Raw genomic sequence first — 22,467 nt, forward strand, 5'->3', positions numbered from 1 at the left:
GCCCATGCTCGAAAGTCTCAAGTCGCGCCCGATCACGAAGCTGCCCGACGCCATCACCTTCGATGGCCGCATCCTGTACCTCACCGTGGACCCGGCGCTCGTCCGGAGCCAGCTCGACGGCACCGACCTCGAGTGGACGCCGGCCATCGCGCTGCGGGACGACATCTCGACCGACGAGATCACCCCGGCCTACATCTGTTACTACTACGACCAGACCCTGGGGGACTTTCCCTACCTTGGCCTCAAGTGCGGGGAGGAGTTTCCGATCACTCGCGGCTCGGTGCGGCAGGGGGGCTTTGTCGCCTCGGTCAGCGGCAAGCGCCGGGGGAAGGGCTCGAGCCGGGAGCAATCCCCCTATGCGGAACTGATGGCCGGAATCAAGCTGGTGGTGGCCGAGAACATCGAGCGGATCTACCGGGAAAACTGCCAGAACCTCGGCGTGTTCACGAGCACCGACTTCTCGGTGCTCGACCGGGTGCGCCGCGGCGAGCCGATTCCGCTGACGGTGTTCACCGACGGGGAAGGAGGCATCACCCGGGGCATCATCGAGCACGGGGGCCTCTTCCAGTACAACGTGGCGCGCCTCCAGGGAAAGGTGCGCGTGCCGGATGTCACCACGAAGCAGCGGCCGATGACGCTCGCCGAAAAGGTGCTCGCTCGCCGCTGGGTGACCGACCTCTCCGGCAATCGCGTCGGCGTGCCGTACGTCAAGCCGGGCGACGAGGGCTTCGTCCGCACCGACATCCGCTTCAGCCACGAGTACGTGACCCCGATGGCCGCCATCTTCTGGCGCGACTTTGTCGGTGCCGACGAGAAGGTGGTGGACCCGGAGTCGATCTTCTTCTTCCGTGACCACCTGACCTTCCTCGAACTGGCAATGACCGACGCCCGCAAGGCGGAGGGGTTGCTCGACGTGGCGCTCGAGTTGAAGAAGAAGCAGGAGGAGTTCTCCGAGGAACAGGGCATCAAGCTCTACGGCGAACTGCCCCGGACGGCGCTGAACAGCATCGTCCAGGGGTCGGAAGCGATCTGCCACTCCAAGATGCTGGAGCGGCACGTGCTGCCGGGCCAGGTGGTCATCGGGAGCGACAGTCACACGCCGCACAGCGGCGCGGTGGGGTGCGTGGCGTTCGGCGTCGGCACCACCGCCATCTTCAACTCCTGGCTGACCAAGGACGTCCGCCTGAAGGTGCCGGCGTCGGTCCTGATCCGCGTCAACGGGACCAAGCCGGCCAACGTGACGGCCAAGGACTTCATGCTGCAGATCCTGCGGCAGCCCTACGTGAAGAGTGGGCGGGCCATCGGGAAGATCGTCGAGTACGCCGGCGAGGCCGTCCAGGCGCTGTCAATCGATGAGCGCGCGACGATGACCAACATGGCGGCCGAGGTGGGGGCGTTTACCGGCATCATCGCGCCGGACGCGGTGACGGTGGACTATCTCGTGCGCGAGCGCGGGCTGCCGCGCGCCGAGGTCGAGGCGATGCTTGACGGCCTCTTCTCCGATCCCGACGCGGAATATGAGGAAGTGATCGACATCGACGCGTCCGCGCTCGAGCCGATGATTGCGCTGCCCGGCGATCCGGGGAATGGCCAGTTCATCCGGGAGCTCGGCGAGCAGGTCAGGCTGGATATCGCGTATGCGGGGAGCTGCACGGCGGGCAAGAAGGAAGACATGGACATGTACGCCGCGGTGTTGCGCGAGGCCGCCGAGGCCGGCGAACGCGTCCATCCCGACGTCCGGTTCTACATCCAGTTCGGCAGCCAGGACGTCAAGCGGTACGCGGAGGAGCAGGGGTACGTGCAGATCTTCGAGGCGGTGGGCGCGGAAATCATCGAACCATCCTGCGGGGCCTGCATCAACGCGGGGCCCGGGGTGAGTTACGACCGCAAGACCGTCACGGTCAGCGCCATCAACCGCAACTTCCCGGGGCGGTCCGGTCCCGGCCAGCTCTACCTGGCCAGCCCCTACACCACGGCGGCGAGCGCGCTCGCCGGTTACATCACCGGCTGGGAGCCCAGGGCCAGTTTGGCGGGCACCAGCCCCGATTCCCGGTAGTCGCTGCGGGGGTTCCACAGCACCCAGCTGTCGATCCCCACGTCCGCGGCGGCCTGGATTTGCGCGCGGACGTGCTCGCCGGTGTATCGGGGCGCGCCGAGGGTGAACGCCTGCAGGTAGGGCCGGATGCTGGCCGGCTTCTCGAGCAGGGCACTCCGCTTCAGCCCGTCCTCCAGCGCGCGTCGGACCACGAGATACGGTTCGGCGTTCGGCGTCTGGGTCCCGTACATTCCCGGCGCATAGTGACTTGGGTACACCATCGGCAGCACCACGTCCGACAATCCCACCAGATCTTCCCAGACCTGCCCGATGCCCATGTCGCCCGTCATGACCGTCGTCATCCCGAAGACATCGAGGGTCACCGGCACGTCGAAGGGCTGCATCCGCTCCCGCAGGAGGGTCAGGTTGCGCCGCACCCCCGCGCGCGTGGTTTCACCCGCCCGGCGCGCGGGAAAGACGGCGCTCGCCATCCGGCTCCGGGGCTCGTCCGGAAACCGGACGTAGTCGAACTGCACCTCCGCAAATCCCATCTTCACCGCCTCCGCGGCGAGCTGGGCGGCGTAGATCCAGACCGAGTCATTGAAGGCGTCCACCCACGCGGTGCCGCGCCGGTCGCGCCAGAGTCCGCCCTCGACGTTCTGGATGGCCCATGCCGGTTTGCCCACGGCCAGCAGCGGATCCTTCGCGACCACGATGCGCGCGATGGGATAGATGCCGTGCGCCAGCAACTCACGCACTCGCGCCTCGGTGTCCCGGGCGCGCAATTCCTTGTTGGCACCGATCGCGATGGCGGTCGGCACGCTGGAGGGGTAGGTGAGGTAGCCGGTGTCATCCTTCAGGTCGATGACCAGGGCGTTGACCTCGGTCTCGTCGGCGAGTCGGACCAATTCGTGGAACCGGTTGCCCCCGAAGGCCCAGGCGTTGACGTACAACGCGCGCACATGGTCCGGCTGTCGGACCAGCGGCGGACTCGGCCAGGGGGAATGGAGATGCGAGGGCAGCGGCGGGAGCGGGGCCAGAAAGTCGACGCCGTAGGAGGCCGGCAATTCCCGATGCCACCGCCCATCCTGGGCGGCGGCAGGGGTGCCGAGTATTGCACTCAGTGCGATGATGATGCCGATGCCTGAACCGCGCACAAGGACGCTCCGGCCCCGGGGGGCCATTGCAGGACGCCAGTGGTCGTGCAGGGGGTCAGGGCGGGGGCGGGAGCTAGGTGCCGATGATCCTGATCTCGGTCCGGCGGTTCTGGGCGGGAGCCGCGTCGGGATTGGACTCCGTAGAACCTGCGCCGCGCGCCTGCATCTGCCGAGGGCTGACGCCCTTGCTGAGCAGGAAGTTCCTGACGGCATCGGCGCGTGCCGCGGAGAGCTGGATGTTGGCCGGCTCGGAGGAGGCGTCGTCGGCATGGCCGACGATCTCCACCACGAGCCGCTGGTCGGCTCTGAGAACGCCGATCACCGAGTCCAGCACGGGCAGTGCAGCACCGCCGATGGTGCTGCTCTGGGGGGCAAACGCCGTGCCGGGGACCGTCCAGGGCCCCGGCGTGGGCGCCGACGGCGCGGCGGCAGCGCCCGCGGCGGCGGCGGCACCTGCGGGCGGGGGTGTGGCTGAGGGGGGGCATCCAAAACTGTTGACCGTCTCGCCCGCCGGGGTGGTCGGGCACTGGTCGATCCCGTCAGGCACCTTGTCGTTGTCCGAGTCGCCGGGACATCCCAATGCGTCCACCGTCGCGCCGGCCGGCGTGGCGGGGCAGCGATCGAGTCCATCGGACACGCCGTCGGCATCCGCATCGGTGGGGCAGCCAGTCGCGTCGACCTGCGAGCCCGCCGGCGTGTCCGGGCACTGATCCACGCCGTCCACCACGCCGTCCTTGTCGGAATCGCTGGGGCAGCCGGCGGCATCCACGGTCGCCCCGGCGGGGGTGTTCGGGCAGCGGTCGAGTCCGTCGGGCACGCCGTCGCCGTCGGTGTCGGAGGGACACCCCTGCTTGTTGACGATCGCCCCCATGGGCGTATCGGGGCACTTGTCCTTCCGGTCGAACACGCCATCTCGGTCGGTGTCGATCAGCGGACGGCTGCCGACCATGAAGGCCAGGCCCAGGCTCCCGACAATATTGGCGAAGGACGGGGTGTAGCTGACGCTCTGGTAGTCGAGTCCACCGCGGAGCATGATCGTCGGCGACAGTGCCGCCCGGAATCCGCCGCCGACGACCAAGTCAGACGCCGTGCCACAGGGGCCTGACCCCGGCACCGAGACCGTGGGACAGTCGTTGAACTTGGTCGTCCCGATCCCCGCCTTGAGGAAGAGCGAGCTCGACTCGCCTGCCCGGATATTGTAGAGCAGCGAGGCCGTGCCGGTGAGGACGTTGGTGGATGCCCCGTTGGCGGCCTTCGGGTTGGAGGCCAGGCCTTCGAGCTCGATCCCCAGGTTCATCGGCAGCCAGAACCCGATGCGCAGGGCGCCGCCAAAGCCGGGATCGAGGTCGGTGACCGAGGCGAACGACGTGACGGCGCCCGCCGCGCCCAGTTCCAGGAGGTACTGCCGCCGCTGGGCACGGAGCGGCGTGGCGAGGAGGAAGAGCAGGGCCGTGAGCGCCAGGGCGCGAAAGCGGGGAATCGTCATTTGCATCATAGATACGGGCGGAACGGGGGCGGGGCAAGCGCGCCCGGCTTGGAAAGCACCCGGCGCCGCGCTACGATTGACGGATACGTTGGTTGTTCCGTCACTCCGGCCAGGGGAGCTTCCAGTGAAATTCACCATCCAGTTTTGCGTCGTTTGAAACTACCGGCCCCGGGCCGCCAGTTTGGCGGCCGAGCTGGAGCAGGCGTTTCCCGGAGTCGAGGTCGGTCTCATCGACTCCTCCGGGGGCGTGTTTGAAGTGACCATGGACGGTCGCCTCATCTACTCAAAGAAGGCGCTGAAGCGCCACGCCGAACCTGGTGAGGTGCTTCGCCTGGCGCGCGAGGCGCAGGGCTGAGCCGCATGCGCATCGCCATCTCCACCGGCGGCGGGGACGCGCCAGGCCTGAACGCGGTCATTCGCGCCGTGGTCCTGGCGGCGCACCAGCGCGGGTGGCAGTGCTATGGCATCCGGCGCGGCTTCGGTGGACTGCTTGGCAACGACGGCATCATGACGCTCAACAGCACCGCCGTGCGCGGCATCACCCACCTGGGCGGGACAATCCTCGGTACCACCAATCGTGGCAACCCGTTCCGCTGGGCAACCCCGCAGGCGGACGGGTCGCTCACCGAGGTGGACCGATCCGACGACCTGGTCGCCGCCTTCCGCGCCAGCGGGTTCGACGCGCTCGTGTCCATCGGCGGTGACGGCAGCCTGAAGATCGCGCATGACCTCTGGAAACAGGGGCTGCCGGTGGTGGGCGTACCGAAGACGATCGACAACGACGTCGAGGGGACCCTGGTCACCTTCGGATTTGACAGCGCGGTGACGACCGCCACCGAGGCGATCGACAAGCTCCACACCACCGCCGAGAGCCACGACCGGGTGATGGTCGTCGAGTTGATGGGTCGGGACACCGGGTGGATCGCGTTGAACAGTGCCGTCTCGGCGAGCGCCGACGTCGTCCTGGTGCCGGAGATTCCCTTCGAGATTGAGCGGGTGTGCGACGCAATCCGGCTTCGGGAGGCCACCGGACGGCACTACAGCATCGTGGTGGTGGCGGAGGGCGCGCGGCCCAAGGGTGGGGACGCCCTCCTCGTCGAGCGGCGGGCGGCGGGGACGGTGGACCGGCTCGGCGGCATCGGGAGCCGCGTGGCGGCGGCCATCGCCGAGCGGACCGGAAAGGAGACCCGCACCCTGGTGCTCGGGCACCTGCAGCGGGGCGGCAGTCCCACGACGTTCGACCGCCTGCTCGCCCTGCGCTTCGGCACGGCGGCCGTGCGTGCTATTGCCGCCGAGCAGTTCGGCTGCATGGTCGCCTACACGCCGCCGACCATTTCCACCGTTCCCCTGGCCGATGTCATCGGCCGCACCAAGTGCGTCCCGCTCGATTCGGACACAATCCAGACGGCGCGCGACATCGGCATCAGCCTCGGCGACTGAACCGGGCCCGCTCCAGCGCTACCACCCTCCCGCCAGAAAACGCTCCACGATCCGGTGCCCGACCTCGGTGAGGACCGACTCGGGGTGGAATTGCGTGCCCACCACCGGATGCGTGCGATGTCGAACCCCCATGATTTCGCCATCCTCCGCCGTCCCGATCACCTGCAGGTCCTCGGGGAGGGAGGTGCGCTCCAGTGCCAGCGAGTGATAGCGCGTCGCCGTGAAGGGATTCGGAAGCCGGGCGAAGAGTCCGGTCCCATCGTGGGACACGTCTGAGGTCTTGCCGTGCATCGGACGGGCGGCGCGGACGACCCACGCCCCGTAGGCGGCACCAATCGCCTGGTGGCCGAGGCAGACGCCGAGGATCGGGACGGTGGGTCCAAACCGCCGGATGGCTGCGATCGAGATGCCCGCTTCCGCGGGGGTGCACGGTCCCGGGGAGACGATGATGTGCGTCGGCGCCAGTGCGGCGATGTCTTCGACCGTCAGTGCGTCGTTCCGGCGGACCAGTGGCTCCCGGCCGAGTTCACGGACATACCGGGCCAGGTTCCAGACGAAGGAGTCGTAGTTGTCGAGGAGGAGGATCACGCGGCCGTCCCGAACGCGCGCCGGATGCCGGCGGCCTTGTCCAGCGTTTCCTGGAATTCCATCGCGGGGTCCGAATCGGCGACAATGCCGCCCCCGGCGTGGAAGTACGCGCAGCCATCCTGCAACGTGACCGTCCGGATCGCGATACTGCTGTCCATGGCGCCGGTCAGGCCGAGCCAGCCGATCGTGCCGCAGTACACGCCGCGCGCCACCGGCTCGAGCTCGGTCAGGATCTCCATGGCGCGCACCTTCGGCGCCCCGGTGATCGACCCCCCTGGAAACGCGGCGCGGAGCAGGTCGGCCGCGGTCCGCTCCGGTTCGAGGCGCCCCGTCACGATCGACTCGAGATGGTGCACGGTGGGATGGCTTTCCAGGGCACAGAGTGCGGGAACCTCCACCGATCCCGGCCGGCAGACCTTTGACAGGTCGTTCCGTAGCAGGTCCACGATCATCACGTTTTCGGCGCGGTCCTTGGCGCTCGTCAGCAGTTCGTCGGCGAGTCGTCGATCCTCCGCGGGCGTTGCGCCCCGGGGCCGTGTTCCCTTGATCGGGCGTGTCTCGACATGGCCCGCCGTGTCCACCGAGAGAAACCGTTCCGGCGATGCGCTGGCGACGGCGAACCCGTCTCCCTGGAAATAGGCGGAGAAGGGGGCGGGGTTCGCCGCCACGAGGCGCCGGTAAAAGTTGAACGGCTCGTCGGTCCACGGGGCCGAGAAGCGCTGCGACATGTTGGCCTGAAAGATGTCGCCCGCGAGGATGTACTGACGCACCCGCTCGACGGCTCGCAGGTATTCCTCGCGGGTGAACCCAGAAGCAACATCTGGTGCCGAGACGTTGTGGCTCGCCTTCACGGTGGTCGCGGGAGCCCTCAGCCTCTGGACGATGTCTTCGATCCGCGATGTCGCGGACGGCCCCGCAGCCCCGCGGCCCCGCTGCCCAGCCATGACCCACGCTCTCCCCTGTTCATGGTCCCAGGAGATCACCCAGTCATACGCGCCGAACCAGGCATCGGGCAGTGCCAGGTCATCGGCACGCGGGACGGGCAGTCGCTCAAGCCGTCGCCCGAATTCGTAGCCGAGGAAGCCGGCCACGCCGCCCTGGAAGGGCGGAAGCCCCGCGATCGGCTCCTGCCGGTTGGAGGCGATGAATTCCGCGACCTCCCGCAGCACGTCGCGCTCGTCAGCGGGGTGACTGGTCCAGACGTGCGAAGGGTCGGCGGTCAGATAGGAGCAGCGGCTCAGCGCCGAGCCGCGGGCGGAACTCTCGAGGAGGAGCGGGTAGGGGAGGTCGAGCAGCCGTGCGCAGGCCTCTGACGGGGAGGGGGCATCGATCAGCTCCTCGACGAGAACCGGCTGTGGAATGTCAGCGCTCCTTCACGAACTTGCGCGTCGTGCCACGGAGTGCCGAACCCGTGGCGGGCCGCCAAAGCACCACTTCGTCGATTTTTCGCGCCAGTTCAAGGTCCTTGTCGGTCACGCCGTTGGCGGTGTGGGTATTCAGCTGCACCGACAGTTTGCCCCAGCTGATGGTCAGGTCGGGGTGGTGGTCCGCTGCCTCGCAGAGGAAGCCGATCGCGTTGACCGCCATGAGTGTGGTCGGCCATCCGTCGGTTTCATAGAACCGGATGATGGTGTCTTCCTGAAACTCCCAGCCCACCGGGAGGCGATCGCCGACCGTGGTCATGTCCCAGGTCCGCTCTTTGTCGCTCATCGGTCAGTCCTTTCCGTCGAATCGCACGCTGAACCCGGCCGACTGCCCCGGGCTTTCCTCCACTTCGATGTCGAGCCGCGTCAGGTGGTGGTGCCCGGCGGCCAACAGGGCGTCCCGCACCCCCACCGCGAAATACTCCGCGAGCATCTCCACCGTGGTGTTCTTGACCGGCACCAGGGCGACATCCGACTTCGGGAAGACGAACCGGCCCTTCCCGAAGTAATCCACGACGATGGAGTCGGACTCCTCCCGCAGGCCGATCTTCTCGTTCTGGGTGGGGAGGAGGACCTTGTGGTCCACCGCTTCCACCATCGGCTTGATCACCTGCTTCAGCACGGCGAAGTCCAGCACGAAGAGGCACTCGGCGTCCACGTCCCCTTCCACCACCACGGCGACGCGGTAGTTATGGCCGTGGAGCGACTCGCATTTGTGGCCGCGGAAGGTGATGAAGTGGGCCGAGGAAAAGGAGAGATAGTCCTTGGCAACGGAAACCCGGTAGGAACGCACGCGCAGAAGTCCTGGTGGAGGGAAACGGTGGGCCCAAAGGTAGGCCGCCGACGTGCTCGAGTCGAGGGGAACGTGCGCTGCATCACCGGGAATCCCGCTTTCGAAGCGCGGGCGTCCTCCGCTGCGGACACTCTCGGCACCACGATTTTTGGCTAAGTCGTGCAATGCCAAGCCTTTCCGGAAATGGCACGCACCTCGCTTTTGAGCATGGCGTCTCCAACAGAGAAGCTCGGAGGTTCCATGTCTGCCAATATTCGTCGGCCCCTGGCCGCGTCATTCTTCGGTTCAGCAATCGCATTCGTCGCCTTGTCCATTTCTCCGGTCCCCGTCGCCGCGCAGGTGTCGGGTGCCGTCGTCATCAACAGCGGCCCCGTGCGGGGCCGGATCGCCGTGGGTGAGCCCGTGTTCGTGCCACGCCCCGTCATCATCTACCAGCCGGTGCGCGGCCGCCGGGTCGAGGTGGCACGGTACGCGCCGCAGGTGGTGTACGTCGAGCGCAGCAAGGGCCGGAACGGTAAGTCCGTCCGATGGTACCAGAAGCATGGGTACCGGCCGGTCACCCTCTTCTACTCGCAGGGCCGCTACTTCACGCAGGTGTATGCGGCGCGCGGCTACCGATATGGCCCGCAGTGGGTGGCGGTGACAGCGTGGGAGCGAGGTGGTCGGTTCTACCTCGCGTCGGGCGGGCAACAGGATCGGTACGGGTACACCAGCAGCTATGACCAGCATTCGTCCCACGGGTATGTGTACCAGGATGTCCGCCCGAACGGCGACGGCCGCGATTGGGACGATTAACCGGGGCCCAACGGCCCCACTTTCCGCCTCCAGAGAGGCGTTGACATAGATGAAGGACCAGGGGGGCGGATTCCGGTGAGGTTGCCGGGGTCCGCCCTCTTGGCGTGGGGCGGGGACCGCGCCAATCTACAGGTTGGTCGGCTCTTCGGCGGACAGCATCAGCGTCATGCGCTCGAGGGCGCTGACACGGATGGCCTGGGTCGCGGGAAAATCCGGATGATTCATCATCGACAGGAACTGCGACTTGGCCTGCCAGCGGACCAGCCAGACCGCGTCCCAATCGTTTGGCGCGGCGCCGATGATCAGGTGCCGAACCGATCCCTTGTAGACAGTGACTCCTCCCGCCGCCTCCATGAGCGGGGTCACCGCAGGGGCATAATCCTGCCAGTATCGACCGGCCCCGTCGGGTCGGGTGAACTTCAGGAGGTTTACCATCACGAACGGAGCGTTGTCGGGGTAGGCGGCGATGAGCGCAATCTGTTCCGGTGTGGGGTCGACGGTGCGGTCAGTGTGCACGTGGGCTCCGCTTCTTTGGTGGCGAGTGGGCCTGCTCGTCCGCCTCGAGTTCCGCCTCGACGGCGCGCAATTCAGTCATGAAGGCCTTGGCAGCCGGCGACAGCGTCCGGTCCTTCAGGTACACGATGCCATAGTTCGTGTGCATCCACGCTGGCCGGTAGTCGATGGCAACGAGTTGTCCGCTCGGGGCGTGCGAACGAATCACCGAGAGCGGCTCAATTCCAAACGCATCGCTGACGGCCACCGCCTCCATCGCCATGTGCAGGGTGTTCACCCGCATGGACGGAATGAACTCCCCGGTGACCGAATCGATCAACCCCGCCCCGGGCGGACCTTTCAAATGCGCAATGGCGCGGGGTGCCAGCTTCGTTCCGGCAAATGGATACTGGAAGATCATCTCGAGGGTCAGGTCGCGCTCCTGGAGCAAGGGGTGTCCGGCCCGACAGAAGAACGCCCCCGGATGCCGAGGCAACGGCTCCAGGGCCAGCCGCTCATCTTCGGCGGGTCCGCTCAGTTCGGCGACGGCGAGGTCGAGCGACGCGGAGAGCACCTGTCCGACCATGTCGCTCCAGTCTCCCGTGACCACTTCGACCTGAAGCCCCGGGTGTTTCGCCGACAATCTACCGAGTGCCTTGCCCACCGAGAGAAACGCCGGGTAGACACCGGCCCCGACCGACAGCTTTCCAACTTCCAGCCCGCGCAGCATGGCGATTTCATGCTCGAGGTGCCCGGACTCCGCCAGTAACAATGCTGCCCGATCCAACACCTGCCGACCAAGCGCGGTAGGGACGGCGCCGGAGCGTCCGCGGTCGAAGAGTCGAACGCCCAGCTCCTTTTCGAGGGCGCTGATTTGCCGGGACAGCGTCGGTGGGGTGATCCCGAGTTCGTCGGCGGCACGGGCATAGTTCCCGTGGCGGGCGACCGCGAGCGCGTGGGACAGTAGGGTGAGATCAATCATCGGTACGCAAAACGTATCATAAAGCTTTTTTAATTGCAATTGACGAAACGTGAATCGCGTGGTATATATCTTGGGAATGGTCGCCACAGGGCGACTTTCGATTTACCCCCCCCTTCACTGCTGGCCGCAGTCGTACCGGCACATTCTCACCCTCTGGAGAAGCTATGCGCATTCCATCCCTTGCGGTCCGAATGGCGGGCCTCGCGCTGGCCGTGACGGCCGTCGCCGGTCCGACGACGCTCTCGGCCCAGCAGCAGGCCAAGAAGCCCAACATCCTCTTCATCATGGGCGACGACATCGGCATCATGAACGTCGGCGCGTACCACCGTGGGCTCATGGTCGGCGAGACGCCGAACATCGACCGCATCGCGCGGGAAGGCACGTTGTTCATGACGGCCTACGCGGAGCAGAGCTGTACCGCCGGGCGCACCTCGTTTATTACCGGGATGAATCCGTTGCGGGCTGGCATGATCATGCCGCAGCTGCCGGGTTCCAGCACGTCCCTGTTGCCCGGCACCCCGGATCTCGCCGTGTTTCTGCGGGATCTCGGCTACAACACGGGCGAGTTCGGCAAGAACCACCTGGGCGACAAGACGAACTCTCTGCCAACCGCCCACGGCTTCCAGGAGTTCTGGGGCTACCTCTACCATCTCGACGCGATGCAGGGCGTGAGCTTCCCGGACATCAACAGCAGCCCCACGGTGCAGGCTGTCGTGCCACCCTGCAAGAACACGCCGGTCCCCGGTCTCTCCGATCCCGTCGGTGCCGTGGATCCGACGACCACGTTGTGCATGACGCCGCCCCGGCCTGTCATCTGGTGCACCTCGTCGGACGGCACCGAGAAGAACCAGAGCTGCAAGGACGAGGGGCCGCTCACCCTGGAGCGTTCGACGACGGTTGATGAGGAAATTTCGGCCAAGGTCGTTGACTACCTTGATCGCAATGACCCGAAGAAGACCAACAAGCCGTTCTTCGTCTGGTACAACCCGGCCCGCATGCATATCACCACCATGTTCTCGCCGAAGTATGCGGCCATGCTGGGGACCAAGGGCGGCAAGGACTGGGGCATCAACGAAGTCGGCATGAAGCAGATGGACGACAACATCGGTGTCGTGCTGGCCAAGCTCGAGGCCATGGGCGAGCTCGACAACACGATCGTCGTGTTCACCACCGACAACGGGGCCGAGGTCATCACCTACCCCGACGGCGGGGTCACGCCATTCCGGGGCGGCAAGCTGACCACCTGGGAAGGCGGCATGCGAGTCCCGATGATGGCCCGTTGGCCTGGACACATCCAGCCGGGCACCACCAACGACGGGATCTTCTCGATGCTGGACTGGTTGCCCACCCTGGTCAACATCGCCGGTGGCCCGACAGGCGACGGACTGAAGAAGCAGATTGAGGCCGGCAAGTATCCCGGCATCATCAAGACCACCCTCGACGGCGTCGACCAGCGCGCCTACCTGGAGGGCAAGGGCGAGTCCGCGCGCGACCACCTCTTCTACTACAGCGGTACGCATCCCTCGGCGGTGCGATACAAGAACTGGAAGTTCTACTACGCCATGGCACCCTCGGATGCCACCGGCGGCCTGTTGGGAGTCCAGTCCTATCACTGGACGCAAGTTGACAACATCAAGCGGGACCCGTTTGAGACGGCCGTCGGCGCCAGCCAGTTGACCCTCCTGGGCATGGGCGGTGCCTTGGCCGCGCCGAGCACGGCGTATATCTACGACTGGAACCTGCTGCCCATCGGCCAGATGCTGTGGATGAAGGAGCTGATGAGCTACAAGCAGTTCCCGGCGCTCCAGACTCCGTCGAGCTACAACCTCGATCAGATCATTCAGGCAATGCAGGAGTCGAAGACCGGCAGCCACGCAGGCGAGTAGCTGGCGGATGATGAGAATTTCGACAAGGGGAGCGCCCGGACATCGGGCGCCCTTTTTGGTATTGCTCAGAATTCCAAATGGAGTCCGGACATGAATCACTCAAGACAGTGGGCACGGTGGCGTGGAATCGCGGCTGGCGCCATGCTGCTGGGTACCGCCCTTCCGCTCTCGGCGCAGTCTAATCCCCTCCCTTCCTGGAACAACGGTGCGGCCAAGGCGTCCATCATCGAATTCGTGGAGGCCACCACCACCAAGGGATCTCCAGAGTTCGTGCCGGTGGCAGAACGGATTGCCACATTCGACAACGATGGCACACTCTGGGTCGAGCACCCCGTGTACACGCAGGTCGAGTTCGTGCTGGGCCGGGTGCCTGCCGTGGTGAAGGAGAAGCCGGCGCTCGCCGCGGAGGAGCCGTTCAAGACGGTGATGTCCGGAGACCGGGCAGCGATCTCAAAGCTCGGGATGGAAGACCTGATGAAGCTGCTCGCTGCCACGTCGACGGGCATGACGGTGGAACAGTTCCAGTCGGAAGCCAAGGCCTGGTTCGCGAGCGCGAGGGACCCGCGGTGGAAGAAGCCGTACCCCGACCTGGCCTACCAACCGATGGTGGAGTTGCTGCGGTACCTCCGGGCCAACGGCTATAAGACGTACATCGTGACCGGCGGCGGGCAGGACTTCGTCCGGACCATCTCCGAGCAGGCGTACGGGATCCCGCCAGAGCAGGTGATCGGCACCGCGGGTACCACCACCTACGGGCATGACAGCACCGGCAAGGCGGTGCTCACGAAAAACCCGAAGGTCATGCTCAATGACAACAACGAGGGCAAGGCGGAGGGGATTCAGCTCATGATCGGTCGCCGGCCCCACTTCGCGTTCGGCAATACCAGCGGCGACCAGCAGATGCTCGAGTACACCGGCACCGGCGACGGTGCCCGACTGTCGATGCTCCTCCTGCATGACGATGCCGCCCGGGAATATGCTTATGGTCCGGCCCGCGGTCTGCCGGACACGAAGGTCGGCACCTTCTCTGTTGCGCTGGACAGCATCGCGAAAGCGCGGGGATGGACCGTCGTCAGCATGAAGAAGGATTGGAAGCGAGTCTTCGCATTTGAATAGACCTGGGCCGCTGCGAGCAGTTTGTCGCGCGGGCGGCTATTCCCGCGCCGGGTTGTTCCGGATGTAGGCCTCGACTCGGCGCACGGCCCGTTCGTCAGCGAGGATGCATTCGTAGTAATTGCGTTGCCACACGCGGGCGCCGGGTGTGCCCCGGATGACATTGACGCGTTTCGTGACGGCGGATTTGAACGCACCCACGATGGTCGGGATGGACCCCGCGATTGGTTGTCCGAATGCGGGGGTGCGGGGCGCGGGGTCGACATGGCGCGTGGTGGCGGACGCCGCAGGGGCAGGGCGCGGGGTGGCCGGCACCGTAGGGGCACGGCAGGCCGTGCCCCTACGATCCCCGGACCCCACGCAATCATTGTCGATGATGACGATCCCATGAAAATGGTCCGGCATAACGACAGAAACACCGAACGTGATTGCGGGAAAATGTTCACCAGATTCCCGCCAAACCGTTCGTACGATCACCCCCAACCGATTCAGCCGCATGACGCCATCCACCACCTGCCCAAATAACCGCGCTCGCCGGTAGGTACATATCGTGACAAAATACGCCCCAGGCCGGGTGTAGTCGTAACCCCGCAGACGGATTGATTGACGGCCCGGCAGATTGCTCACCCGTCCACAATGGGCCCTGCCCGTTGCCGGCCATCACCAATTTGTCACTGCCGCATCCCCGCATCCCCGCTTCCCCACGTATCTTTAGCCCGTGCATCCCACACGAAACCACTTCCTCCCCCCCGATCCCGATGCCTTCAAGCGGGAACGCCCCTCCAAGGGGCGGATCATCGTCATTGCTCCCACCCGCGCCGCCTGCGAGACCATCGAGCTGGCCCTCGGGCTGACCGGCGTGGACACGGTGCTCGAGCGCGAGCACGGCGTCGAACTCCGCGAATGGGCGCTGGGGGGCAAGGGATTCGGCATCGTGGCGGGCACCGGGACCGGGAAGACCCTTGGCATCCGACCAGTGGCGGAGTCGATTCTCGGCGAGTCGCTCCGGGTCGGCGTGGTCAACCGCGAGCGCGAGGCCACCCCCGAGACGCCCACCTGGAACGTCGTCATTGTCACCACCGGCATTGCCCGGCGCTGGTTCCAGGATGATCTCATTACGCGGCACGACACGGTCGTGGTGGATGAGATCCACCAGACCTCGGCGGAGCTGGAGCTCTGCCTGGCCCTCGGCAAGCGGGCCGGGGTCCGGTTCATCTGGCTCAGCGCCACCGTGGACCCCTCGTTCTATGCGGCGTACCTGAACAGCGCCAACGTGCTGGAGACCGCGGCGTTCGATCCCGCTCTCCGCGCCCGGGTGCGCGTCGAGGCCAAGTCCGCCGAGGAGTTCTTCGACGAACGGTTCATGCGGCACCTGATCCAGCAGAAGCGCGGGGTGGCGGTGTTCGTGCCGACCCGGCGCGAGGTGGAGCAGCTCGCGGCCGACCTCGGCGCCCGGTACCCGAAGCTCAACGCGGCGTTCTACCACGGCGGCGAACCGATCCGGGTCATCCGCCAGTTTCTCGAGGGGGATCCCCCCAAGCCGTTCCTCCTGGCGATGACCGCCGCCGGCCAGTCGGCCATCAACGTGCGCGGGCTCGACACGGTGGTCATCTATGACGCCCGATACGGCAACGTGGTGGAGCGGGGCCGAAACGTCCTCCATCGGCTCTATCTCGGCGCCAACGAAATCCTCCAGATGGCAGGGCGGGTCCACGGACGGGTGGCCAAGGGCGAGGTGTACATCCTTTCCGACCGCCGGATGAACTTCGAGGAGCTGGTGCCGGGCCCGCCCGAATTCCAGCTGGCCGGTGACGCCGAGCGCGTCGCGATTACCTGCGCCTCCATCGGGGTGGATGCCGCCGACCTCGAGCTCCCCGTCCCGCTGGACAAGACAGCGTATCGCCGCGCCATGGCGACGCTGATCGACCGGGGATTGATCAAGGACGGCCGGCTCACGCCGTACGGGCGCGAGGTCGAGGCGATGCCGGTCGAACGTCCCTGGGGCGAGCTCCTGGTGCGGGCCGACCCGGAACTGGTGCCGCTCGTGGCCACCGCGGCCAACATCGACTCGCTGCACCGGATGACGCGGGACGAGCGCGACCTGCACGGCCTGATCGCCAACGGGAGCGATCACCTGACCGCGGCGAATGTCTACGCCGAGGCGGTGAACCAGCACGGCTACCTCGGCGAGGTGTACGGGCTGCCGCGGCACCTCTTCGAGGAGGGACTGACGGAGTGGGCCGAGAAGCGCGGCGTCCTGGTCAAGTCGGTGGAGGACACCGCCCTCGGCGTGGCGGCGGTGTACCGGGCGCTGGAACTCCCGCTGCCCAAGACGATGCCGTACGCCTCGAAGGAGCTGCGGACCCGGTTCACGGAACTGGTCGCCCGGGTCATGCCGTTCGACCTGGTCATTGACGAGCACACGGTGGATGGCACCGAGGCCAGGATCTCGAAGACGTCGATGGCGGGGAGCTGGGGAGCAGTGGCGGGGAATCTCCGCTTCTTCGGCGACCGGAACGGCATTGCCCGCGCCGGAATCGAGGGGACGACGATTCCGTACGACCTGATCCGGAAGAACGCCCGGAAGAGCGAGCCGGTGGTGAGCGTGGCGGGCGCGCGGAAGCACCGGCACCTGGCGGTGTCGCGTCGCCTGACTTACTTCGGTTTCGAGCTCGAGACGGTCATGGAGGAACTCCGGGGCGAGGTGCCGACGGGCCTGCAGGAGCAGGCGCGCGACGCGCTGACGGATGCGTTGATCGCGGGCGAGACGCCGCATCCCGATCAGGGGCGGGTCCGGCGCGCGCTCGGCGAGCTCGGTGAGCTCTGGCGGCGCTCCGGCGGCACGCTGGCGCAGGCATCCGCGGCGGCGCTGCGCCCACGCATCCGGAGCGCGCTGGCCGAGGTGACCAGCTGGCAGGAGTTCCTCGGCACTCGTGTGGCGCTGGACGCCGATGCCCTCGTGGACGGGGCCACCCGGGCCCGTCTGCTGGAGCTTCCCTCGATGGTGCACCTGCTGGGCGACGCGGTGCCGCTCGACTACGAGGTGGAAGACGGCGAAGGGGTGGTGGTCCTGAGGCTTCGGGAGGGGCAACTGCGGCGGCTCAAGGAGGAGGACCTCCCCAAGGTCGATCGGCCGCTGCGGTTTGCCGTCGTGCGAGGGCAGAAGCCTGCATTGCGGGGACGCACACTTGATGCACTGCGGGATGCCATCCAGAACGAGCCGCGGGAGCGCCGGAGCAGGCACACGGAGTTCCGTGGTCCGAAGCGCGGCGGGCGTGGGGGCGGACGGGGGGGCGATCGTGGCGGTGGTCGTGGCGGGAAACCGGGGCGAGGGGGGAAGCGGCGCCGCTAGTCAGGGGAGGAGCGCGAGCCAGAGACGATGGTAGGCCTCGTGGACCGACTCCGCGGGCGCACCGAGGTGGAGCGCCGCCTGGAACCCATCAAGGGAGGCCTCGGCGAGGCGCGCCTCGTCCGGCCTGAGCGCCGGAATGCCGAGTGCTCGGCCGATGGCAGCCGCAAGCGTGGGAAGGTGACTGGGGACCTGAGGTGGCAGCGAGATGTTTGGCTCGGCCATCAGTGCGGCCCAGGCGGCCCACTCGCCTGAGCGCACCTCGAGATTGATGGCGTCCCAGAGGCGGTCCAGCGCCTCCGCGCCCGAGGCGTCGAGTGCAGCCAGGCGGCGAGCGGTCTTGTCCCGATGGAGATTGGCGGCCACGACGGAGAGCAGCTGTTGCTTGCTGCCGTGGTGGTATGGGACCAGCCCCTTGGCGCAGCCGGCTTCGGCCGCAACGCGGTCCACGCTCCACTTCTGGAGACCGTCCCGGAGCAGGACGACAGCGGCAGCCGTGGCGATAGACTCTTTCAAGTTATTGCTCCAGATATGCTTACAGATTGACTGAACGTTCAGTCACAATATCGGATCGAGGGCCACGCTTTGCAAGTCGGCGTCCACCTGCTGCTCTTCCTGGTACAGATTCTGTTCGCCAGCCTGGCAATTGTCGGGAAGATTGTCCTTCGGGACTTTCCTGCCAGCTCGATCGTGCTCTTTCGGGTCGTAGGCGCCGCGGGGGTCCTCCTCCTCGTCAACCTGATCTGGACCCGACGCTGGGTGAAGGATCGGCGAGACTTGCTTGGGCTGGCGGTGCTCGGGCTCCTCGGCGTGGTGCTGAATCAGACCCTCTTCCTTCTCGGGCTCAGCCACACCACCGCCATCAATGCCACCATCCTGGTGACCACCATCCCGGTGTTCACCGTTCTCTACTCGGTTCTTAGCAAGCGGGAGCCCCCCTCGGCGCTCAAATTCGTCGGCATCGCCGTGGCGGGGGCCGGCGCCGTGTACCTGATCGGTCCCGACCGCCTGTCGCTCGCCCCTGGCCTGGCGCTCGGGAACCTGCTCATCGTTGTGGCAATGTTCTGCTATTCGCTCTACCTGGTGCACTCGAAGGCGATGGTCCTCAAGTACGGTCCGGTCACCGTCAGCGCCTACGTGATGATGTTCAGCGCCATCGGGACGCTTCCGCTCGGCCTCTCGGGGCTGGCGACCGTGGACCTTGGCGCCATTCGGCCCATCACCTGGATGTGGGTCGGCTATGTCGTTGTCTTCCCCACCATCATCGCCTACTTCCTCAACATCTGGGCGCTGAAGAAAGTCTCCCCCAACCTGGTGGCGGTCTACATCTACCTGCAGCCGCTCTTCACCGCGGCGGTGGCGCCAGCCGTGCTGACCGGCGAGCGGGTCACCGCCCGCGCGGCCATCGCAGGGGCGGCGATCTTCCTCGGCCTGGCACTCGTCATCCTGGGCGAGCGAACCCAGAACCGGTCGGTCCCAGCCCCCGTCCTGCCGGGAGAGTGACCACCTCAAGTTTGTTGCGGGCGTGGCGCCACTTCGCGTCTTTGCGGTAGGAGTTTTTCACCGCAAAGCCGCCAAGAGACGCGAAGGACTCCACTCTGCAGCCCCCCCTCTCCATGTCATGGAGAGGGGGACGGGGGGTGAGGTGAAACGTAGGCGGCTCGTATAATAGAGCTAAGTTGCTGTGGTATAAACCGTTAGACCGGTTTGTGGTGAATATATGCGGTGTCCCTGATTGAAACCTTTTCCGGGTCCTCGGCGTATCCACCCTTATGAACGCCCCTCAGACATCTCATCCGACGCCCCTGCCGTCCGTCTTTTCTCCCCTCGCCAAGGCGTTGCTGGACGGCTTTAGCGAGGGTGTTGTCGTCTTCGACGCGGCCGGGCGGGTCCTCTATGCCAACAGCCAGGCCCGGGCCCAGCTCGAAGGCGACACCGACCTCGGCACTGAAACCGCCGAAGACCTGCAGCCGAGACTCGCGGCGATCGGCGGTCGCATCCGCCCGCTCCGGGTGGGCACCCTGGAACTTGGCGAAGCGCTCTTCCTGCCGCCGGTCGAAGGCCCGACCACGCTGGCCGCCCGCGAGAAGGACGCAATCGTCGCTTCGCTCGATGCGCACGGCTGGAAGCTGGCGGAGACGGCCAAGAGTCTGGGGATCAGTCGCACCACCCTCTGGCGCCGGCTGAAGGCCTACGGTCTTCATCGTGACGGGCGGAGCCGGTGGGCCTCGGCCTCCTGATCGCGGCGGTCGCTCTCTCCGCCTCCGCTGGCCCCGCCACCTCAATCGCAGCACCCGCAGACACGCTTCCGACCTACTCCTCCGAGGCGACGCGCGCGCTTGTCAGCCGCGCGCAAGAGCGTCACGCCGCCGACGATACCACCGTATCAGACTACACCGCCAAGCTGCGCTACCGGGTCTCGTTCTCCCTTGGCAAGCGCAAGTGGGCGCGAATGCCGACCTACGCTGTGGAGGAGCAGGAGGGTACGGTGCACTGGCAGGCGCCGAACGACCTCCGGCTCGATATCCTCGGGCGCAGAACCGCGAGCCGTTCGAAGGACATCACCCTCTCCAGCGACTTCAGCCGGCCCTGGTTCGTGCCGCGGGGGCTGGGCGACTCGGTCCGCATCTTCGGCAACGACTTCCCGACGCGGGCCGCGCTGCATCCGCTCGCCGCGGACGGGCCCGACTGGTATCGGTACGAACTGACCGACAGCATCGCGCTCACCACCGCGAGGGGCACGTCGGTGCGCCTCTATGCCGTCGAGGTCGTGCCGTCGCGCCCCGGGCCCTCACTCGTGGCCGGGACGATCTGGATCGACTCCGCCTCCGCACAGGTCGCACGGTTCACTTTCCGGTATGTGGGCAACGAACTCTGGGTCGACCGGGACGACCCCGATCCCGACCTGGACGCCATCGGCGGTGCCAAGAAGGCCAACGCCTTCATCAACCGGATTCTCACCGTCGACTCCGACCTGGAGTACGGCCTCCAGGACGAGAAGTACTGGATGCCGTCGCGACAGGTCCTGTCGGGCACTCTCCAGATTCCGATCATCAGCGATATCGTCATCCCTTTCGAGGCGATCACCACCTTCTGGGACTACGACATCAACCGCGGCCAGCCGGTGGTGTTCGAGACGCCGCCGCCCGACTCGGGCGCCAGGCGGACGATGGACCGGGAGTCCGATTCCCTGGAGGCGGTCGTCCGCTCTGGGAAGTGGGCCGACGGGCGCTACGAGGTGCACCGCCCCCCGGTGGACACGCTCAAGAGCTACGCTGCCTGGGGCGACTCGCTGAAGCTGAATCTCGACCCGCAAGAGGATCAGCAGGTGCGCGACGTGCAGGCGCAGCTCGCCCTGCTGACGGAAGAGTTGCCGAACGACATCACCGGCATCAAGCCGGGCGGCGTCAACTACGAGGCCTTTGCCGACATCTTCCGCTACAACCGCGTGCAGGGGCCTTCCCTCGGTTATGGGTACGCTGTGGACGTGCCGGGATGGTCGTTCACGAGGGCGCAGGGCACGCTGCGGTTCGGCTTTTCCGACGCGCGGCTGACCGGGCAGCTGGGCCTGATTCGCGAGGCACCCTCCGGCCGGTGGCGTCTCGAGGGCTACCGGGCCATCGACGAAGTCGAGCCGTTCTTCAAGGTGAACACCTTCGGGAACTCCATGAACGGCGTCTTCGCCGCGCATGACGACGCCGACTACTACCTGGCGCAAGGCGGACGCATCGGCTACGAGACGTCGGTGGGTCGCGCGCTCGAACTCGACGTGCAGGCCCGGTTCGAGGACCAGCAGAGTGTGGAGACCGACGCCACCAGCGCCATCAACGACTTCCTGGGTGGCAGCGGCGACTTCCCGGCGAACACTCCGGTGACGGAAGGGTTCTTCATGGGGGTGACTGCCACCCTGAGCGGTGTGGCGGGCACCGGCACCTGGCGGATCGGCGCCGAGGGACTCGGGGGCGAGAACGGGACGACGGGGCGGTTCATGGCCGAGATCCGGCAGAGGGCGTTCGGGATGCGTGGTGTGACCATCACGGGACGTGGCGGCGTGGCCACCACCGATCCACTGCCCCAGATGGCCTTCCGACTCGGCGGGCTGGAGACGGTCCGCGGCTTCAATTACGCTACCTACCAGGGGCAGGCCTTCTGGTCGATGCAGGGGGACTGGACCCCCTTCAAGGGCCAGGTCAGGCCGGTGGTCTTTGCCGACGTGGGCCAGGCGGGCGCGCTCGGGAGCCTCTTTTCCCAGAAGCCGCTGGTCGGTGTCGGCGCCGGCCTCTCATTCTTCAACGGGATAGCCCGGTTTGACTTCAGCGTCCCGCTGCAGGGACCGGCGAGCGGCCTGAGGTTCGACATTCAGTTCGGGGGGCCGCGGTAGAGGCGGGGCAGCGGGGCCGGGGGCAGCTAGGCGGTCCGCCCCGCATCCCCGCCTTCCCGCTATCTTTTCTCCATGCCTACACCCTTCATTATCGAAGAGTACGTCCGCTGGTCCGACGTCGACTTCGCCGGCATCATCTTTTACGGCTCCTATGTCCGGTTCTTCGAGCTGGCCGAGACGGAGCTGTTCCGCGCCGCCGGCCTTCCGTTCGGCACCGTCTTCGACAAGTACGACGTCTTCCTCCCCCGGGTGCAGGTGCACACCGAGTTCCACTCCCCTCCCCGCCTCGACGACCAGCTTGCGGTGGCGGTCTTCATCGGGCGAGTCGGCCGTACCTCGATGACCATCGAATTCGAGGTCATCCGGCGGCCCGACGGCACCCACTGCGCCGATGGGCACATGGTGCTGGTCTGCGTGGATCGCAAGGAACTCAAGCCCTGCCCGATTCCGGAAGGGTTCATCACCCAGCTCGCGCCGTACACCATGACGCGTGCCGAGGCTCGGCAGCAACTTGGCATCCCAGAGCGCGCAACGTGAAGCAAGTCG

21 protein-coding genes are annotated in these 22,467 nt (G+C 66.6%); 11 read left to right on the plus strand and 10 right to left on the minus strand.

All coding sequences use genetic code 11. From position 1 onward, the window contains the following. Nucleotides 1–4: 4 nt before the first annotated feature. On the plus strand, nucleotides 5–2,056 hold the full coding sequence (locus R2910_07735; protein ID MEZ4412855.1) for an aconitase family protein: 2,052 nt from the start codon (nucleotides 5–7) through the stop codon (nucleotides 2,054–2,056). Here R2910_07735 and R2910_07740 read toward each other — a convergent pair. Continuing rightward, nucleotides 1,996–3,192 carry a putative glycoside hydrolase gene (locus R2910_07740; protein MEZ4412856.1) on the minus strand — a complete coding sequence of 399 codons (1,197 nt, stop codon included), beginning with the start codon at nucleotides 3,190–3,192 and terminating at the stop codon, nucleotides 1,996–1,998. The two genes, R2910_07735 and R2910_07740, sit on opposite strands and share 61 nt — an antisense overlap. A 73-nt stretch (nucleotides 3,193–3,265) precedes the next feature. After that, complete coding sequence (locus tag R2910_07745; GenBank protein ID MEZ4412857.1) at nucleotides 3,266–4,678, minus strand: OmpA family protein; 1,413 nt, start codon at nucleotides 4,676–4,678, stop codon at nucleotides 3,266–3,268. Between the two features lie 124 nt (nucleotides 4,679–4,802). Here R2910_07745 and R2910_07750 point away from each other — a divergent pair, with 124 nt between their 5' ends. Both R2910_07750 and R2910_07755 read left to right on the plus strand, forming a co-directional pair. Continuing rightward, a complete protein-coding gene (locus R2910_07750) occupies nucleotides 4,803–5,033 on the plus strand; it encodes a SelT/SelW/SelH family (seleno)protein (protein ID MEZ4412858.1) in 231 nt (76 codons plus the stop codon). 5 nt (nucleotides 5,034–5,038) lie between these two features. Beyond that, the gene (locus R2910_07755) at nucleotides 5,039–6,118 is read left to right on the plus strand and encodes an ATP-dependent 6-phosphofructokinase (GenBank protein MEZ4412859.1); all 1,080 of its coding nucleotides are present in this window, start codon (nucleotides 5,039–5,041) and stop codon (nucleotides 6,116–6,118) included. A gap of 18 nt (nucleotides 6,119–6,136) precedes the next feature. Here R2910_07755 and R2910_07760 read toward each other — a convergent pair whose 3' ends face one another. From R2910_07760 to R2910_07775, 4 genes are read right to left on the minus strand one after another with little or no spacing between them, the layout of a single operon-like run. Then, the gene (locus R2910_07760) at nucleotides 6,137–6,706 is read right to left on the minus strand and encodes an aminodeoxychorismate/anthranilate synthase component II (GenBank protein ID MEZ4412860.1); all 570 of its coding nucleotides are present in this window, start codon (nucleotides 6,704–6,706) and stop codon (nucleotides 6,137–6,139) included. Continuing rightward, nucleotides 6,703–8,067: an aminodeoxychorismate synthase component I gene (gene pabB / locus R2910_07765; GenBank protein MEZ4412861.1), complete on the minus strand. Its 1,365-nt coding sequence runs from the start codon at nucleotides 8,065–8,067 to the stop codon at nucleotides 6,703–6,705. The genes R2910_07760 and pabB overlap by 4 nt, the downstream gene beginning before the upstream one ends. 1 nt (nucleotide 8,068) lies before the next feature. Next, nucleotides 8,069–8,416, minus strand: a complete 348-nt coding sequence (locus tag R2910_07770) for a 4a-hydroxytetrahydrobiopterin dehydratase (GenBank protein ID MEZ4412862.1) — start codon at nucleotides 8,414–8,416, stop codon at nucleotides 8,069–8,071. 3 nt (nucleotides 8,417–8,419) lie between these two features. Beyond that, entirely contained in the window at nucleotides 8,420–8,923 is a 504-nt protein-coding gene (locus tag R2910_07775) for a 6-pyruvoyl tetrahydropterin synthase family protein (GenBank protein MEZ4412863.1), read from the minus strand. A gap of 240 nt (nucleotides 8,924–9,163) precedes the next feature. Here R2910_07775 and R2910_07780 point away from each other — a divergent pair, with 240 nt between their 5' ends. Then, the gene (locus R2910_07780; protein MEZ4412864.1) at nucleotides 9,164–9,718 is read left to right on the plus strand and encodes a hypothetical protein; all 555 of its coding nucleotides are present in this window, start codon (nucleotides 9,164–9,166) and stop codon (nucleotides 9,716–9,718) included. 126 nt (nucleotides 9,719–9,844) lie between these two features. Here R2910_07780 and R2910_07785 read toward each other — a convergent pair whose 3' ends face one another. Both R2910_07785 and R2910_07790 read right to left on the minus strand, forming a co-directional pair. Continuing rightward, nucleotides 9,845–10,234, minus strand: a complete 390-nt coding sequence (locus tag R2910_07785) for a hypothetical protein (GenBank protein ID MEZ4412865.1) — start codon at nucleotides 10,232–10,234, stop codon at nucleotides 9,845–9,847. Beyond that, the gene (locus tag R2910_07790; GenBank protein MEZ4412866.1) at nucleotides 10,224–11,192 is read right to left on the minus strand and encodes a LysR family transcriptional regulator; all 969 of its coding nucleotides are present in this window, start codon (nucleotides 11,190–11,192) and stop codon (nucleotides 10,224–10,226) included. Before R2910_07790 ends, R2910_07785 begins: the two co-directional genes overlap by 11 nt. A 164-nt stretch (nucleotides 11,193–11,356) precedes the next feature. Here R2910_07790 and R2910_07795 point away from each other — a divergent pair, with 164 nt between their 5' ends. Next, nucleotides 11,357–13,078, plus strand: coding sequence for an arylsulfatase (locus tag R2910_07795; GenBank protein MEZ4412867.1), 1,722 nt, complete (start codon nucleotides 11,357–11,359; stop codon nucleotides 13,076–13,078). Between the two features lie 90 nt (nucleotides 13,079–13,168). After that, nucleotides 13,169–14,194, plus strand: coding sequence for an HAD family hydrolase (locus tag R2910_07800; protein ID MEZ4412868.1), 1,026 nt, complete (start codon nucleotides 13,169–13,171; stop codon nucleotides 14,192–14,194). Nucleotides 14,195–14,230: 36 nt separating this feature from the next. Here R2910_07800 and R2910_07805 read toward each other — a convergent pair whose 3' ends face one another. Then, entirely contained in the window at nucleotides 14,231–14,818 is a 588-nt protein-coding gene (locus R2910_07805) for a transposase (protein MEZ4412869.1), read from the minus strand. 91 nt (nucleotides 14,819–14,909) lie between these two features. On the opposite strand from R2910_07805, the gene R2910_07810 reads away from it, so the two are divergent. After that, nucleotides 14,910–17,543, plus strand: coding sequence for a DEAD/DEAH box helicase (locus R2910_07810; protein MEZ4412870.1), 2,634 nt, complete (start codon nucleotides 14,910–14,912; stop codon nucleotides 17,541–17,543). Here R2910_07810 and R2910_07815 read toward each other — a convergent pair whose 3' ends face one another. Then, on the minus strand, nucleotides 17,544–18,056 hold the full coding sequence (locus R2910_07815) for a TetR/AcrR family transcriptional regulator (GenBank protein ID MEZ4412871.1): 513 nt from the start codon (nucleotides 18,054–18,056) through the stop codon (nucleotides 17,544–17,546). 69 nt (nucleotides 18,057–18,125) lie between these two features. Between R2910_07815 and R2910_07820 the strand changes: the two genes are divergently transcribed. The 4 genes from R2910_07820 to R2910_07835 all read left to right on the plus strand — a co-directional run bounded on the left by R2910_07820 (nucleotide 18,126) and on the right by R2910_07835 (nucleotide 22,458). Further along, complete coding sequence (locus tag R2910_07820) at nucleotides 18,126–19,043, plus strand: DMT family transporter (GenBank protein ID MEZ4412872.1); 918 nt, start codon at nucleotides 18,126–18,128, stop codon at nucleotides 19,041–19,043. A 269-nt stretch (nucleotides 19,044–19,312) separates the two neighbouring features. Beyond that, nucleotides 19,313–19,780: a helix-turn-helix domain-containing protein gene (locus tag R2910_07825; protein MEZ4412873.1), complete on the plus strand. Its 468-nt coding sequence runs from the start codon at nucleotides 19,313–19,315 to the stop codon at nucleotides 19,778–19,780. Beyond that, the gene (locus R2910_07830) at nucleotides 19,762–21,921 is read left to right on the plus strand and encodes a hypothetical protein (protein MEZ4412874.1); all 2,160 of its coding nucleotides are present in this window, start codon (nucleotides 19,762–19,764) and stop codon (nucleotides 21,919–21,921) included. Before R2910_07825 ends, R2910_07830 begins: the two co-directional genes overlap by 19 nt. A 72-nt stretch (nucleotides 21,922–21,993) precedes the next feature. Beyond that, on the plus strand, nucleotides 21,994–22,458 hold the full coding sequence (locus R2910_07835; GenBank protein MEZ4412875.1) for a thioesterase family protein: 465 nt from the start codon (nucleotides 21,994–21,996) through the stop codon (nucleotides 22,456–22,458). Nucleotides 22,459–22,467: the final 9 nt, after the last annotated feature.

The sequence above is a fragment of the Gemmatimonadales bacterium genome (assembly GCA_041390145.1).
GTDB lineage: Bacteria > Gemmatimonadota > Gemmatimonadetes > Gemmatimonadales > GWC2-71-9 > SPDF01.